General features: G+C 73.3%; 14 protein-coding genes. 6 read left to right on the plus strand and 8 right to left on the minus strand.

What is annotated here, in order from left to right:
• The first annotated feature begins 1 nt into the window (after position 1).
• The 5 genes from LZ017_RS17625 to LZ017_RS17645 all read left to right on the plus strand — a co-directional run bounded on the left by LZ017_RS17625 (position 2) and on the right by LZ017_RS17645 (position 5,300).
• Positions 2–784, plus strand: coding sequence for a hypothetical protein (locus tag LZ017_RS17625; RefSeq protein WP_241398218.1), 783 nt, complete (start codon positions 2–4; stop codon positions 782–784).
• A gap of 71 nt (positions 785–855) precedes the next feature.
• Positions 856–1,374: an adenylyltransferase/cytidyltransferase family protein gene (locus LZ017_RS17630; protein WP_374109949.1), complete on the plus strand. Its 519-nt coding sequence runs from the start codon at positions 856–858 to the stop codon at positions 1,372–1,374.
• Positions 1,371–2,300, plus strand: a complete 930-nt coding sequence (rfaE1, locus tag LZ017_RS17635) for a D-glycero-beta-D-manno-heptose-7-phosphate kinase (RefSeq protein ID WP_241398220.1) — start codon at positions 1,371–1,373, stop codon at positions 2,298–2,300. The genes LZ017_RS17630 and rfaE1 overlap by 4 nt, the downstream gene beginning before the upstream one ends.
• Complete coding sequence (locus tag LZ017_RS17640; protein WP_241398221.1) at positions 2,297–2,914, plus strand: SIS domain-containing protein; 618 nt, start codon at positions 2,297–2,299, stop codon at positions 2,912–2,914. The genes rfaE1 and LZ017_RS17640 overlap by 4 nt, the downstream gene beginning before the upstream one ends.
• Positions 2,915–2,927: 13 nt before the next feature.
• Positions 2,928–5,300 carry a hypothetical protein gene (locus LZ017_RS17645; RefSeq protein ID WP_241398222.1) on the plus strand — a complete coding sequence of 791 codons (2,373 nt, stop codon included), beginning with the start codon at positions 2,928–2,930 and terminating at the stop codon, positions 5,298–5,300.
• Here LZ017_RS17645 and LZ017_RS17650 read toward each other — a convergent pair.
• The 8 genes from LZ017_RS17650 to LZ017_RS17685 all read right to left on the minus strand — a co-directional run bounded on the left by LZ017_RS17650 (position 5,297) and on the right by LZ017_RS17685 (position 13,040).
• Positions 5,297–6,307: a UDP-glucuronic acid decarboxylase family protein gene (locus LZ017_RS17650; RefSeq protein ID WP_241398223.1), complete on the minus strand. Its 1,011-nt coding sequence runs from the start codon at positions 6,305–6,307 to the stop codon at positions 5,297–5,299. The genes LZ017_RS17645 and LZ017_RS17650 overlap by 4 nt on opposite strands.
• On the minus strand, positions 6,304–7,254 hold the full coding sequence (locus LZ017_RS17655; RefSeq protein ID WP_241398224.1) for a glycosyltransferase family 4 protein: 951 nt from the start codon (positions 7,252–7,254) through the stop codon (positions 6,304–6,306). Before LZ017_RS17655 ends, LZ017_RS17650 begins: the two co-directional genes overlap by 4 nt.
• The gene (locus LZ017_RS17660) at positions 7,178–8,353 is read right to left on the minus strand and encodes a glycosyltransferase family 9 protein (protein WP_241398225.1); all 1,176 of its coding nucleotides are present in this window, start codon (positions 8,351–8,353) and stop codon (positions 7,178–7,180) included. Before LZ017_RS17660 ends, LZ017_RS17655 begins: the two co-directional genes overlap by 77 nt.
• The gene (locus LZ017_RS17665) at positions 8,350–9,357 is read right to left on the minus strand and encodes a glycosyltransferase family 2 protein (RefSeq protein ID WP_241398226.1); all 1,008 of its coding nucleotides are present in this window, start codon (positions 9,355–9,357) and stop codon (positions 8,350–8,352) included. Before LZ017_RS17665 ends, LZ017_RS17660 begins: the two co-directional genes overlap by 4 nt.
• 52 nt (positions 9,358–9,409) lie before the next feature.
• Positions 9,410–10,513: a glycosyltransferase family 9 protein gene (locus LZ017_RS17670; RefSeq protein WP_308194084.1), complete on the minus strand. Its 1,104-nt coding sequence runs from the start codon at positions 10,511–10,513 to the stop codon at positions 9,410–9,412.
• Complete coding sequence (locus LZ017_RS17675; protein WP_241398227.1) at positions 10,506–11,033, minus strand: hypothetical protein; 528 nt, start codon at positions 11,031–11,033, stop codon at positions 10,506–10,508. Before LZ017_RS17675 ends, LZ017_RS17670 begins: the two co-directional genes overlap by 8 nt.
• A 20-nt stretch (positions 11,034–11,053) precedes the next feature.
• Entirely contained in the window at positions 11,054–12,454 is a 1,401-nt protein-coding gene (locus LZ017_RS17680; RefSeq protein WP_241398228.1) for a glycosyltransferase, read from the minus strand.
• Positions 12,455–12,593: 139 nt separating this feature from the next.
• Positions 12,594–13,040, minus strand: coding sequence for a hypothetical protein (locus tag LZ017_RS17685; protein WP_241398229.1), 447 nt, complete (start codon positions 13,038–13,040; stop codon positions 12,594–12,596).
• 218 nt (positions 13,041–13,258) lie between these two features.
• Between LZ017_RS17685 and LZ017_RS17690 the strand changes: the two genes are divergently transcribed.
• Positions 13,259–14,044, plus strand: a complete 786-nt coding sequence (locus LZ017_RS17690) for an outer membrane beta-barrel protein (RefSeq protein WP_241398230.1) — start codon at positions 13,259–13,261, stop codon at positions 14,042–14,044.
• The last annotated feature ends 44 nt before the right edge of the window (positions 14,045–14,088 follow it).

Here is a 14,088-nt window from a genome sequence, read left to right on the forward strand (position 1 = left end):
GATGAACACCGACGACGCCTTCACCGACCTGCGCCCGCCCTGGGCCGAGCTGCGCCAGAACGGCCGTGCCGGCGTGCTGACCGGCCTGGCCGTGCTCGCACTGGTGCTGCCCCCGCGCCGGCCCGAAGCCCCCACGCCACCACGCCCCTTGGCGACGGCACAGGCCCATCCTGCCGTCACCGACCGCGCTGCCCGGCTCCGGGCCGCCGATGCGGCCTTGGAAGCCCTGCCCGCGTCGGCACAGGCACGACAGCTGGCGCGCTGGGTGCTGGAGAGCGGCGACCACGGCGGGCGACCCTTCGTGATCCTGGACAAGCGCGAGGCCATGCTGCTGGTGCTGCAGACCGATGGCCGCCTGGCGGGCGCCACGCCGGTGCTGCTGGGGGTCGCGCGCGGCGATGACAACGTGGAGGACATCGGCCTGCGCCCCATGCACGCCATCCGCGATCATGAGAAGACCACGCCGGCCGGGCGCTTCGAGTTGCGCGCCGGCCGCAATGCCACGGGCGAGGACGTGCTGTGGGTGGACTACGACGCGGCCGTTTCCATTCATCGCGTGCGCGAGGTCGAGAAGCGCGAGCGCCGCCTGCAGCGCCTGGCCTCGCCGCGCCCGCAGGACCGGCGCATCTCCTACGGCTGCATCAACGTGCCGCCGCGCTTCTACGAGGAAGTGCTGCTGCCCGTCTACGGCGCCGGCCGCCCGGGCGGGCTGGCCTATGTGCTGCCGGAACAGAAATCCTTGCGGCAGGTCTTTCGCGGCGATCTCCCCGAAACGCCGGCCTGAACACGGCGCCGGCCGCGCCGGCGGGCATGCCGCCTGCCAGTGCGCACCACCGCCATCCAAGGGAACCCGGCATCGTGCAGGACAAATGGGACAGCTCGACGAAATGCGTGGCGCCGGCCGCGCTGCTGGAGATCGCCGCCCGGCTCGCGCGGCCGCTGGTGTTCACCAACGGCGTGTTCGACCTGCTGCATGTGGGCCACGTGAGCTATCTGGAATGGGCCAGCCGCCAGGGCGCCAGCCTGGTGGTCGCGCTGAACGGCGACGCATCGGCCGCGCGCCTGGGCAAGGGCGATGAGCGGCCCCTGACGTCGCTGCGCGAGCGCATGCGCCTGGTCGCGGCCCTGGGCTGCGTGGCCTGGGTCAGCTGGTTCGACGAGGACCGTCCCGAGCGCTTGCTGCAAGGCCTGCGGCCGGACGTCTACGTCAAGGGCGGCGACTACGAACTGCAGCGGCTGCCGGAAGCGGCGCTGGTGGCGAGCTGGGGGGGGCGCACAGAGATCGCGCCCTATCTGCCCGGCCATTCCAGCACCGCGCTGATGCGCCGCATCCAGGCCGGCGCGGACCGGCGCGCCGTGGAGGTGCAGCGATGAGCGCGCCCGAGGTGCTGGTCGTCGGGGACTGCATGCTGGACGTCTACCTCGAAGGCGAGGTGCATCGCATTTCGCCGGAGGCGCCGGTGCCGGTGCTGCGCATGCAGCGGCGCTCGCCGCGTGCCGGTGGGGCGTCCAACGTGGCGCTCAACCTGGCCAGCCTGGGCTGCCCCTGCACGCTGGCCAGCCTGGTCGGCGCCGACGCGGCAGGCCAGTGCCTGGAGCAGCTGCTGGCGCATCCGCAGATCGAGCGCCACTGGGTGCGCTGCCCCCTGCTGCCGACGACCCAGAAGATCCGCATGGTCAGCCAGCGCCAGCAGCTGCTGCGCATCGACATCGAGGAGCGCGCGCCCGCGCCCGCCGTGGAGGCGCTGATGTCGCTGGTGCGCGATCTGCTGCCCACCCACCGCACGCTGCTGCTGTCGGACTACGGCAAGGGCGCGCTGAGCGACAGCGCGGCGCTGCTGGCGGACGCGCGGCGCGCCGGCTGCCGCACGCTGGTGGATCCCAAGAATCCCGACCTCGGCGCCTACCGCGGCGCCTGGCTGCTCAAGCCCAATCTGGCGGAGCTGCGCGCCGCGGTCGGCGACTGGGTCGACGAGGCCCAGCTGTGCCGCAAGCTGCAGACCCTGCAGGCGGCGCTGGACCTGGAGCATCTGCTGGTCACCCGCGGCCCGCAGGGCATGTCGCTCTACTCGCGCGGCGGCCCCTGCCTGCACGTGCCGGCGCAGGCGCGCGAGGTCTACGACGTCAGCGGCGCCGGCGACACGGTGCTGGCCGCCCTCGCCTTCTTCCTGTCGCGCGGCGACAGCCTGGAGGATGCGGTGCGCGCGGCCAACCGCGCGGCCGGCATCGTTGTCGGCAAGTTCGGCACGGCGACGCTGACGCTGGCCGAGCTGGGTGTGATGGAAGGAGCGGTGAAATGAGCTCGCTGGCAAGGCCGGCCGAAGAGGGCCGGGTCGGGGAGTTGGCCCAATTGTTCTCACAGCAGTTGCAAGGCCACCAGGACCTGTTCAAGGGTCTGTATCGGCTGCAGATCGAGGCCAGCCTGGTGGCGCTGCAGCTGATCGCCGCGCTGCGCGCCGGGCGCAAGCTGCTGTTCTTCGGCAATGGCGGTTCGGCGGCGGACTGTCAGCACCTCGCGGCCGAGCTGAGCGGACGCTTCCGCGGCGACCGCCAGCCACTGGCGGCGCTGGCGCTGACCACCGACACCTCGGTGCTGACCTGCGTCGCCAACGACTACGGCTACGACGAGGTCTTCGCGCGCCAGGTCGCCGCCGTCGGCCACGCGGGTGACTGCGCCATCGGGCTGTCGACCTCGGGCAAGTCGCGCAGCGTGCTGCGCGCGCTCGCGGTGGCGCGCGCGGCCGGGCTGTACACCATCGGCCTGACCGGACGCGATGGCGGCCATATGCCCAGCTTCTGCGAACAGTGCATCATCGTGGCGCACGAGGACACGGCGCGCATTCAGGAGGCCCATCTGTTCATCGGCCACACCTGGTGCGCGCAGATCGAGCTGGGCCTGGGGCTGGCGCCATGACGCGCAGGCGCGCATGACGCCGCCGCCCCACGCCCCGCCGCTGCGCTCGTTCTGGATGGGCGGTTACGAAGGCGCGGACCACGTCAACAGCGCCGGCGAGGCGCTGGACATGGTCCGGGCCACCGGCCACCTGGACCGCCTGGACGAGGACTACCGCCGCGCGCGCCGCCTGGGCTTGCTGACGGTGCGCGAAAGCATCGGCTGGCGGCTCTGCGAGGGCGCCGGTGGGGCCCAGGACCTGGGGCGCGTGCGACGCATCGCGCAGGCCGCACGCGCGGCCGGCATGCAGCCGCTGTGGACGCTGATGCACTACGGCCTGCCGCCCGACCTGACGCTGCTGGACGATGCGCTGATCCCGCGCTTCGCGCGCTTCGCCGCGCAGGTGGCGCGCACGCTGCGGCGCCTGTGCCCCGAGCCGCGCGTCTACACGCCCATCAACGAGATCAGCTTCCTCGCCTGGGCCGCGTCGGCCAGCGAACTGATGGGGCCGGCCGGGCGTCGGCCGCCCGCCCACCCCGGCGACTCGGCCGAGGACAGCCGCATCAGCGGCTATCTGATCAAGCGCCGCCTGGTGCGCGCCGCGCTGGCCGGCATCGCGGCGATCCGCGAGGTCGACCCCGGCGCGCGCTTCCTGCATGTGGAGCCGGTGGTGCATGTGGCGGCGCCGCCGGGACGGCCCGAGCTGGAGGCGCTCGCGCGCCAGATCCGCGACTACCAGTGGCAGACCCTGGACCTGCTGGGAGGCCGCCTCGAACCCGAGCTGGGCGGCCATCCCGCGGCGCTGGACTGGCTGGGGCTGAACCACTATCACAGCAGCCAGTGGGAAGCGGGCACGGAGCAGCGGCTCAGCTGGCACCGCCGCGACGCGCGCCGCCAGCCGCTGTCCGGCCTGCTGCAGGAGGTCTGGCTGCGCTACCGCCGCCCGCTGCTGCTGGCCGAGACCAGCCATGTGGGCATGGGCCGCGACGCCTGGCTGCATGAGGTGGCCGGCGAGGCGCTGCGCGCCCTCGCGCTGGGCGTGCCGCTGCAGGGCGTCTGCCTCTACCCGCTGCTGGACCGCCCGGACTGGCAGCCGCCCGGACGCTGGCACCGCAGCGGGCTGTGGCATGTGCCCGGCGGGCCGTCCGCCACCGACCGGCCCGCCCCCCAGGCAAGGTCGCGTCTGCTGGTCGCGCCGTATGCGGCGGCGCTGCGCGAATGGCGCCACCTGCCCCAAGCGCCCGCGCCGCGCCCCAGCCGCGCGCTGGTGCTGCTGCCCACGCGCTGGGAGGCGCTGGACGCCAGCCTGCAGCAGCTGCTGCGCGCGCTGTCGCGCCATGTGGCACTGCAGCTGCTGCAGGCCCCCGTCGACGCGAGCGGCTCCAACGACGCCGCGCCACCCGCGCTGACCCGCCACACGCTGGGCGCGGCAATGGAGCTGCTGCAGCTGCACGGCCCGGCACCGAGCGGACCGCCCTGGTCCGCCCCGCCCTGCGCGGACACACTGAGGCTGCTGCGACAGGCCCTGGCGCCGCCAACGGGCGGTGGACGGCTGCTGTGGCTGATGCGCTGGTCGCTTCACGACGGCGCGCCCGGCTGGTGGCGGGGCCTGGCGGCGGAGGCGCTGGTGCTGCAGCCGGGACCGCGGCGTTGCGATTTCAGCGGCGCCTCCGGCAGCACACCCGGCCACACCCAGGCCGCCGCGCTGGCCGATGCGGCCGACCTGGTGCTGTGCGAGGCACCGCGCCAGCAGGCCGACTGGGCCGCGCGGCACCCTGGCGCGCGCCGGCTGTGCGCGGGCCTAGCCGCCCCCTGGCGTCGCGCCCCGGTGCGCGGCAGCTACGAGTGCGACGAGGTGGCGGCCCTGCTGGGGCCGCGGCTGGGGCCGCGCCTGCTGGTGCTGGCGCGCCCCGACGCGCCACCGGACCTGACGCTGATCGACGGCCTGCTGGCGCTGCGCCCGCACTGGCGCTTCGTGATCGTGGGCCAGGCCGCACCGGCCGAGCGCAGCGCGGCCCTCGCCGGGCGCTGCCTGTGGCTGGAAGAACTGGCGCCGTCGCTGCTGCCCGCCCTGCTGGCGGCCTGCGACGCCGGGCTGGTGGCGCAACGCGCCTGCGCCGCGACCGAGCATCTGTGGCCCGAATTGCTGCCATTGGCGGAAGCCACCGGGCTGCCGGTGCTGGCGACGCCGCTGGCCGAATTGCGGGCCCTGCCCGCGCGCGGCGGGCTCTACCTCGCCGACCAGGCCGTGGCGCTGGCCCTGGGCGGCGATGCGCTGCTGGAGCGGCCCCGCGCCGCCCACCCATGCCCGTCCGACCTCGCCCCGACCGAGACGCAGGCCGCCGCCCTGGCCGAGGAACTCGCGCGCCTGCTGCAGCGGAGGCAGCGAGCGCCGGTGCCGCCCTAGGTCGGCCCCGAGGGCGAACGCAGCGCCCCGGCCCGCGCGCGGAATTCCGCCACCGTGCGCGCCAGGCCCTCGTCCAGACCGATCTCGGGACGCCAGCCCAGCCATTGCGCGGCGCGCGCGATGTCAGGCCGGCGCCGGCGCGGGTCGTCCTGCGGCAGCGGCCGGTGGACCAGGCGCGAGCGGCTGCCGGTGATCGCCAGCACGCGCTCGGCCAGTTCGCGCATGCTGCATTCGACCGGGTTGCCCAGGTTCACCGGCCCTTCATGGCCGGACTCCATCAGCAGCCACAGCCCGCGCACCGTGTCGTCCACATAGCAGAAGCTGCGCGTCTGATGGCCATCGCCATAGAGCGTCAGGTCCTCGCCCTGCAGTGCCTGGCGGATGAAGTTGCTCACCACCCGGCCGTCGCCGGGCTGCAGCCGCGGGCCATAGGTGTTGAAGAGGCGCGCGATGCGCACCGTCGTGCCGTATTGGCGCGCATAGGCCAGCAGCATGGCCTCGGCGCAGCGCTTGCCTTCGTCGTAGCAGGCGCGCGGCCCCAGCGGGTTGACATGGCCCCAGTCCTCTTCGCGCTGCGGATGCTGCAGCGCGTCGCCATAGACCTCGCTGGTGGAGGCCTGCAGCAGGCGTGCGCCGCTGCGCTGCGCCAGCTCCAGCATCTGCCAGACACCCAGGGCGCTGGTCAGCACCGTCTGCACCGGCATGCGCTGGTACTGCGCCGGGCTCGCCGGGCAGGCCAGGTTGAAGATGCGCTGCACGCCCTCGGCCTGCGGCGGTGGCGACGCGCAGACGTCGGCCCGCATGAAGCGGAAGCGCGGATGGCTCAGCAGAGGGGCCAGGTTTTGCGTGTGGCCGCTGCTCAGGTTGTCCAGCGCCAGCACCTCGCAGCCCTGCGCCAGCAGGCATTCACACAGATGGCTGCCGATGAAGCCGGCCCCGCCGGTGACGAGCACCCGCTCGCCGGCGGCGATCGGGGATCGCCCCGCGGCCGTGCCGATCGGGCTCATGTCGTCGCCTCCCGGAACACCGCCATCCAATCGGCGACAAAGCGCTCAATCGCGAAGCGCTCGCGCGCGAGCACCTGGCCCGCCCCGCCCCACTGCGCGGCCAGCCCGGGGTCCGCCAGCAAGGCGGACATGGCCTCGGCCAGGCGCTCCGGGCGGGTGTCGATGAAGCCGTTCTCGCCGCTGCGGATCACCGTCGCCAGTTCGGTGGTCGCGAGACCGACGACGGGCAGGCCCAGCAGCATGGCCTCGATCAGTGCCAGCCCCAGGCTGGTGTAGCGCACCGGATGGAAGAAGAAGCGATGCGCCGCCATGCGCTCGGGCAGCTGCAGCTGCCCGATCTCGCCGCAGCCGCCAGGCAGCGACTCGCTGTCCATGCCCACCAGGCTCAACGGCAGGCGCTGCTGCATCTGCAGGTACAGGTCGGCGCCCAGGCGCCGGCCACGCCGCGCCAGGTGGTTGACCACCACCAGCCCGCTGGCCAGCTCGCCCCGCCAGCGCGGCTCGGCCAGCAGCTTCACGCCATGCTCGACCACGCGCACCGGGCAGCGGCCCGGGTTCCACATCAGCGCATTGAAGGGCGTGACGTGGACCAGCAGCGTGGCCGGGTCGTCGGCCCAGTGCAGCGTGTCGGTGGGATGCTGCTGCGGCGGATCGTGTTCCAGCACGATGCTGGGCAGGCGCTGCTGTTCCGCGCTCAGCAGCACCGGCCGGTCCTGCAGCCAGGCCTCGCGCGACTGGTAGAGCACCAGGTCGAAGCGCTGCGACTGCAGGGTCTCGATGGGGGCCTCGTGGACGTTGTCGCCCCAGGGCAGGCTGCCGCAGCGACCGCTGCGCTGCGGGCTGCGCTGCGCGTCGCGGACCAGGTGGAACTCATGCGGAACCTGGGTCAGGTTGTAGAGATAGTTGCCGTGGACGTGCCAGGTCAGGATGCGCAGGCGTCGGGCCATGAAGAATGTCCTCGCGAACAGGGGGATGGGGAGCGGTGATGGACGGCAGGTCCAGCAAGTCCTGCAGGGTCTGCAGCACCTCGACCACGCTGAGCGCATGGGCGCAGCCATGGCCGGTGGGGCAGTCGTCGTGCGCGCAGGGGCGACATGGCGCGGGCTTGCTCAGCACGCGGTGCAGCTGTCGATTGGCGGGCGCCCAGCGCTGCGCGTCGCCGCCGCTGGACACGATCAGGCTGGGCACCGCCAGCGCCGCGGCGATGTGCGATACGCCGGTGTCGTTGCTGATCAGGCAGCGAGCACCGGCGATCAACGCCCCCAGCGGCCACAGCCCCGTCAGGCCGACCAGGTTCACGCAGCGCGTCTGCATGGCCGACGCGATCAGCGCGCCCAGCGCCTGCTCCTGCGGACTGCCGGTCAGCACCACGGTGTAGCCGGCGTCGGCCAGCGCGTCCGCCACCGCCGCGAAGCGCAGCGCCGGCCAGCGCCGCGACGCCAGCTGCGCGCCCGCATGCAGGCAGACATAGGGCTGGCCGCGCTCGCGGTCCGGCCAGATCTCCAGCAAGGCCTCGTGGTCCTGCGGCCGCAGCGGGAATTCCAGCCGCTCGTCCGCCGTGGGCAGGCCCAGGTGGCGGCACAGCGACAGCAGCCGCTCGCTCTCGTGGCCCTGCTCGGGCCAGGGGCGGAAACGGGCCTCCTGCCCCGGCGGCACCCAGCCGCCCGGGGCATGGAAGCCGGCGCAGCGCTGCGCCCCCAGCAGCGCCACGAGGCCGTTGCTGGTCGATCCATTGCCATGCAGCTGGACCGCCAGGTCGACATGGCGAGCCTGCATCTCGGCCAGGAAACCCGGCACGCGCGCCACATCCAGCGCCTGCTCGGGCATGCCGGGCCAGCCCGGAAAGCCCAGCCATTCGTCCACCGCCGCGCAGCGGCTCAGGAACTCGCGCGCACGCGGCAGCCCCAGCAGGCTGATCCTCGCGTGAGGAAAGGCGGCGCGCAGCGCGCGCAGCGCGGGGACGGCGCAGATCATGTCGCCCAGCCCCAGCGCGCGCAGCACGACGACGCGTCGCACCGGTTCTTGCAGGTCGATCAGGGAGTTCATAGGAAGAGAGCCCGGAAATGGAAGGCGCCGCGCAGGCGCCAGTACACCGACAGAAAGGGGATGGCGGCGGAGGTCGCCAGCATCTCCAGCACATGCGCGGGATCGCGCGCGGTGTGCTGCAGGCGGGTGAGCGCGAAGCCCAGCACCAGCCCCAGCAGAGCGCCCAGGGCCACCAGCGCCGCGTCGCGGCGGCCCGTCAGCGCCAGCAGCGGCGTGGCCACGGCCAGCAGCACGGTGAGGTAGTAGTTCCAGGGCGGCCGCCGGCGCACGCGCTCGCGGTACTGGCGCGGATGCTTGCGATACAGCAGCGCATCGAAGAAGACGTTGCGCTGCTGGCGCAGCGACACGCCCCAGGGCTCGGGCCGCACTGGATGCCAGACCAACGCGGCCGGGCAGCGTCCGACCCGCCCCAGCGCTTCCAGGCGGAACTGCAAGTCGGCGTCCTCGCGCCAGGCGCGCCGGAAGCGCTCGTCGAAGCCCTCGATGCATTCCAGCGCCTCGCGGCGCACGAAGGCGTTGGCAGTGACGAACTCGGCGCGCTCCAGGCCGCGCGTCATCAGCTCATGGTCGGTGGGGCGCTGGTCGCCGCTGACCGAGCGCGGCACGCGCACCTGCCCGGCCAGCGCCACCCAGCCGCCGCGCATCGCCACCACGCCTTGCAGCAGCCAGTCGTGGTCGGCCAGCGTGTCGTCGTCCGTGAACGCGATCAGGGCCGCGCGCGCCGCGCGCCAGCCGCCGTTGCGCGCCGCGGCCGGCCCGGCGCCGGGCTGCGGCGAACGCAGACAGCGAATCCGCGGCGCCCCGGCATCCTCGGCCAGTTGCGCGCACAGCTGCGCCACCTCCTCCTGGTGTCCGTCGTCGACGACGATGATCTCGTAGCGGCTGGCATGCAGGCTTTGCCGCACCAGCGACTGCAGGCAGCGTTCCAGCAGCCGCGGGCGGGCGCGGGTGGGGATCACGACCGAGATCAACAGGGTTGGGGTGGGGTCGAGGTCGAGGGACATGGGGAAGGGTTGTGCTAGGAGTGCCGGCCAAGGTAGGCCTTGAACAAGGGGCTCACCGGACCATCTCCAACACCGCCCTCGCCACCCGCTCCGGCGCCACGCCGGTCAGGCAGCGCTGGTGGCCCTGGGGGCAGATGCTCTTCAGGCAGTTGCGGCAGGGCACGTCCTGGCTGAGCACGCGCGCCGGCACCTGCCAGGGGGTGTGCTGCGGGTTGGTCAGCGCGTAGAGGTCCACCACCGGCGTGCCCAGCGCCGCGGCCAGGTGGACCGGGCCGCTGTTGTTGGCCACCAGCAGGCGCGCGCCGGCAATGAGCTGAGCGAGTTCGCCCAGGCTCAGTTCGCCGTCCAGCCGGTGCGGCGGCTGCGGCATCGCCTGGCAAAGCTGCTGCAGCAACGCCTCCTCGCCCGGGCCGGCGCAGGCGACCAGCGCCGGCGCACCCGCGCGGGCCAGCCGCGTCGCCGCATCCGCCAGCAGCGCGACCGGGTAGCGGCGCGACGGCGCGCTGGCGCCGGGATGCAGCAGCACATAGTCCTGCCCCGGAGCCAGCCCCGCGGCAGCCAGCCGGCGCGCCAGCGGCGCCGCATCGGCCGGATCGAGCCGGAAGCGCAGCCGCTCGTCCGCCGTCCGCAGGCCAACGGCGGCCACCAGGTCCAGCTGCCGGCGCACCTCATGGCGCATGTCCGGCGCGATCTGATCGCTGTCCGGCACCCAGTGGCTCAGCAGCCCATACGGGTTCTCGCGCGCATGCGCCAGTCGCAAGGGAATGCCCGCCATGCGGCACAGCAGCGCCGCGGGCAGCGCACTCTGCGTGCAGACGGTGAAGACGATGGCGGCGTCGAAATGCGCCCGGCCCAGGCGGCGCAGCAGCGCGCGCTCGGCGCCGCCCAACGCGTCGCGCGCCCGCGGCAGCGCCGCGTCACCCGCTTTGACCCAGGGCGCGTCGAAGGCGATGACCTGGTCCAGCCACGGTCCCAGATGCGGCGCCAGCGCCAATGCAGCGGGCGCGGCCAGCAGCGTCAGCGAGGCTTGAGGCAGGCTCTCGCGGACCGCGGCAAAGGCCGGCGTGCTCATCAGCACGTCGCCCAGGTTGTCCAGGCGCACCAGCAGCACGCGCCGGGCCCGGCCCCATTCGGGCGAGAGCGCGGACTCATCCATGTCCCGGTTGCCTCCGGCGCGGCAACCGGCCGTCGCGGCGCAGAATGCGCACCGCCGCCGACAAGGGATCGGCCGCCGGCCCCGGGCGCCAGCCCATCACGCGGCAACCGACCCGGCGCGCGGCATGGCCGGCCTCGCCCTCGTTGGCCAGCAGCCAGGAGCGCTCCAGGGCCAGGCCGTGGCGCTGCGCCACTGCCGGCAACAACTGCTGCAAGGCCGCGCCCCCGCAGCAGGCCCACAGGCCGGTGAGCCGCAGCTCGCCTTCCCGCTCCAGCCGCGCCGGCAGCGCCTGATGAAAGCGTGCGAAATCCGCGGCCCGCCAGCAGCGCAGGCGCTCGCCCAGGCTGGTGCACAGCAGCACCAGCGCGTAACCATGCGCCTGCAGGGCATACAGCGCCGCCAGCGCGTTCGGGCGCCAGCGGACGGACTCGGGCTCGGGCCTCGAAGGCAGACGGTCCATCAGCGCGCCCTCCTCGGCGACGAACACGGCGGCGCGGGGGGCTTGTTGTGGCGGGTTCATTGCGGCAGTGGGCGCGCGCGTCATGCCGGCCCTCCCGTGGCCGCCCGGCAGCCCTCCGCGGCCGCCACCGCCACGCCGGCAACCGGCGCCAGCGGCCGCTGCAGCGCCGGCCCGGCGGCGCTGGTCGGCGAGACCAGGGTCATCGCGGGCCGGGCCGGCGCTCCCGCCCATGCACGGGCGGCAATGGCGCGCTGGTAGACGGCCTCCAGGCGCAGCGCCACTTCGTCCCAGGTGAACAGGCGCTGCACCCGCGCCAGGCCGGCCCGGCCCAGCGCCCTCGCCTGTTCGGGATTGGCGCGCAGCATCTCCAGGCGTTCGGCCAATGCGACGGGATCGCGCGGCGGCACCAGATAACCGGTGACCCCGTCCACCACCGTGTGCTGGATGCCACCGACCGCACTGCCCACCACCGGCGTGGCGCAGGCCATGCTTTCCAGCGGCGTGATGCCAAAGGGCTCGTACCAGGGCGTGGTCACGAAGACATCGGCGGCGCGGTAATAGTCGGCCAGCTGCGCCCGGTGGCGACGTCCGACGAAGCACACGCGTGCCGCCACGCCCAGCGCCTCGGCCAAGCGGCGCAGCCGGCCGATTTCGGGCGTCAGCGCCTCGTCGGGCAGCTCCGATTCGCCGCCGACCACCAGCAGACGCACCGGCCGGTGGACGCCGCCCGCGGCGCGCAGCCTGGCCAGCGCATGGATCACGTTGTCGATGCCCTTGCGCGGCACCAGGCGGCCCAGCTGCAGCACGACGAACTCGCCCGCGTCCAGCCCCAGACGCTGGCGCGCCGCGCCGGCATCGCCGGGCTGGAACTCCGCCAGATCGACCCCGCAGGGCACTTGCGCGATGCGCGCCTGCGGCAGCTCGTACAGCTGCATCAGGTCGCGCGCGTCCTGCGGGCATTCGGCCACCACGCAATCGGACAGGTGGGCCACGCGCCGCTCAATGGCCACGCGCTCGGGCGGGAAGCCGTCCGCCTCGGCCTGGTGCTGGCGACGCACCGCGCCCAGCGCATGAAAGGTGGTGACCAGCGGCAACCCCAGGCTGCGCTGCAGCCGCAGGCCGACCAGGCCGGACATGAAGAAGTTGGCATGCACCAGGTCATAGGGCAGGCTTTTGCGCAGCAGCGACAGCGCCTGGGTGCCGAAGGCCTTCATGTGCGGCAGCAGGCGCTCCTTGGGCACGAAGCAGGGCGGACCGGCCTCCAGGTGCAGCACGCGCACGCCGGGGCGCATGTCCACCGCGGTGGCCAGCTGGCGCTGATCGCGCCGGGTCAGCACGTCCACATGGTGGCCCAGGCGCGCCATGCCAGCCGCGACATGGGCGACGTAGACGTTCTGCCCACCCGCGTCCACGCCGCCCGCCAGCGCCAGCGGCGACGCGTGTTCACTGATCAGCGCGATTCTCAAAGGGGGGGATGCCATGGCCGCTCCGCTGTCTTGGGTGGCCTGGCAAGGCAATCGGGATGCCCGCCGCAGCGGCTCGACGCACGAAAAAAAGCGGCGCCAGGGGCGCCGCCAAACTCACCGGGGAACAAGGTGAGAGAGGGAGATCGATCGGCCGTCAGTTGCGGTCCGCGCGGGCCGGCAGGCTGTCCGAACCACTGCTGCCGCTGCGGTAGGGGTCGCCCGCGCTGGCGTTGTTGCCGGGCGTGGTGTTGCGGTCGGATTCGGAGCTGCGGCGCTCATCCATGCCGCCCGTCTGTCCGTAGCCGCGCGTGTTGTCGCCCTGGCTGCCGGACGTGCCCGAGGTGCCCGACTTCTGGGAACCGGATTGCGCCCCGGACTGCGTGTTGCCGGATTGCGTGTTGCCGGATTGCTGCGAGCCGGACTGCTGCGAGCCGGTGCCGCCTTGCTGCATGGTGCCCGTGCCGCTCTGGTCCTGGGCCTGGTCTTGCTGCTGCAGCAGGTCGGCGGGGCTGGGATCGTCGCTCTGCGCATGCAGAAAACCGACACCACCGACCAGGCCGGCGGCCACCATCAGCGAGGCCATCTTGGAACGTGTGCTCATCAGTGACTCCTGTGAAGTTGCGGATAGGAGCGCCGAATGGACTCCATGACCGCAATGGGCAACAGGCGTTCCCGCGCGGCGGCACATGCGGCCGGCGGCCTGCCGCGCGCGAGCAGGGAACGGAGCTTGCCCAGGCGGATCGTTCGCCGCGCCGCGGGCTTGCCGCGTCGCGTCGGCGTTCTTCTTCAATCCACCCGTTCCACGCAAAGGAAGTCACGATGCATGCACGACACGCCCCCTCCTCCGCTCCTCGCCGTGCCCACGCGGGTCGCTGGCGCCTGGCCTTGTGCCTGGGCGCCGCGGCGACGCTGGGCGCCCCCGCCCTGGCCCAGACCAGCACGCCGGGGAGTTCGCCCTCGACGCCCTCCAGCACGCCCATCGAGACCCTGCCGCCCACCAGCGCGGGGCAGGCCGCGGGCACCGATCCGTCGCTGGCCCGGCGCGACCAGCACCTGAATGGCGGCGTCGGCGCCGGCAGTGCCGCCTATGAAGGCAGCGACTATTCCTGGATTCCCTACACGCGGCGCGGCTACGTCGGGCTCAGCGTGGGCCGCGCGAAGTACGACACGCCCTGCGGCCCCGCGCCGCTGAGCTGCGAGAAGAACGCGACCTATGCGGCGGCCTACACCGGGGGCCTGTTCAACGATTTCCTGGGTCTGGAGATCGGCGGCAAATACATCGGCAAGGCCGACCGCGCAGGCGGCAACGTGCGCGCCTATGGGGGCACCATCAGCCTGGTGGCCATGATCAACATGGAGAGCGTCAGCCTCTATGCCAAGGGCGGCGCGCTGTACGGCCGCACCAAGGTCAGCGCCGATCCGGCGTCGGGCGTGGCCACCGGCACCAAGACCGGCTGGGGGCCGACGCTGGCGGTCGGCCTGGGTTTCAACTTCAACCGCAATTTCAGCATCGCGGTGGAGCGCACCCGCGACCGCTTCCACTTCGCGGGCAACACCCGCTCGTATGTGGACAGCACCAACGTTGCGCTGAAGTACCGCTTCTGAACGTCGCCGGGGCCGGCCGCCGGGGCAACGACGCCCGGCAGGCC

This window comes from Pelomonas sp. CA6 (assembly GCF_022549225.1).
Lineage (GTDB): Bacteria > Pseudomonadota > Gammaproteobacteria > Burkholderiales > Burkholderiaceae_C > Roseateles.

Bases quoted from the DNA above. Each gene is read 5' to 3' on its own strand.
- LZ017_RS17675 (WP_241398227.1), bottom strand. From the start codon at position 11,033: ATGAACCCGCCACAACAAGCCCCCCGCGCCGCCGTGTTCGTCGCCGAG.
- rfaE1 (WP_241398220.1), top strand. From the start codon at position 1,371: ATGAGCGCGCCCGAGGTGCTGGTCGTCGGGGACTGCATGCTGGACGTC.
- LZ017_RS17655 (WP_241398224.1), bottom strand. From the start codon at position 7,254: ATGGCCCGACGCCTGCGCATCCTGACCTGGCACGTCCACGGCAACTAT.
- LZ017_RS17625 (WP_241398218.1), top strand. From the start codon at position 2: ATGAACACCGACGACGCCTTCACCGACCTGCGCCCGCCCTGGGCCGAG.
- LZ017_RS17685 (WP_241398229.1), bottom strand. From the start codon at position 13,040: ATGAGCACACGTTCCAAGATGGCCTCGCTGATGGTGGCCGCCGGCCTG.
- LZ017_RS17680 (WP_241398228.1), bottom strand. From the start codon at position 12,454: ATGGCATCCCCCCCTTTGAGAATCGCGCTGATCAGTGAACACGCGTCG.
- LZ017_RS17665 (WP_241398226.1), bottom strand. From the start codon at position 9,357: ATGTCCCTCGACCTCGACCCCACCCCAACCCTGTTGATCTCGGTCGTG.
- LZ017_RS17650 (WP_241398223.1), bottom strand. From the start codon at position 6,307: ATGAGCCCGATCGGCACGGCCGCGGGGCGATCCCCGATCGCCGCCGGC.
- LZ017_RS17640 (WP_241398221.1), top strand. From the start codon at position 2,297: ATGAGCTCGCTGGCAAGGCCGGCCGAAGAGGGCCGGGTCGGGGAGTTG.
- LZ017_RS17690 (WP_241398230.1), top strand. From the start codon at position 13,259: ATGCATGCACGACACGCCCCCTCCTCCGCTCCTCGCCGTGCCCACGCG.
- LZ017_RS17660 (WP_241398225.1), bottom strand. From the start codon at position 8,353: ATGAACTCCCTGATCGACCTGCAAGAACCGGTGCGACGCGTCGTCGTG.
- LZ017_RS17670 (WP_308194084.1), bottom strand. From the start codon at position 10,513: ATGGATGAGTCCGCGCTCTCGCCCGAATGGGGCCGGGCCCGGCGCGTG.
- LZ017_RS17645 (WP_241398222.1), top strand. From the start codon at position 2,928: ATGACGCCGCCGCCCCACGCCCCGCCGCTGCGCTCGTTCTGGATGGGC.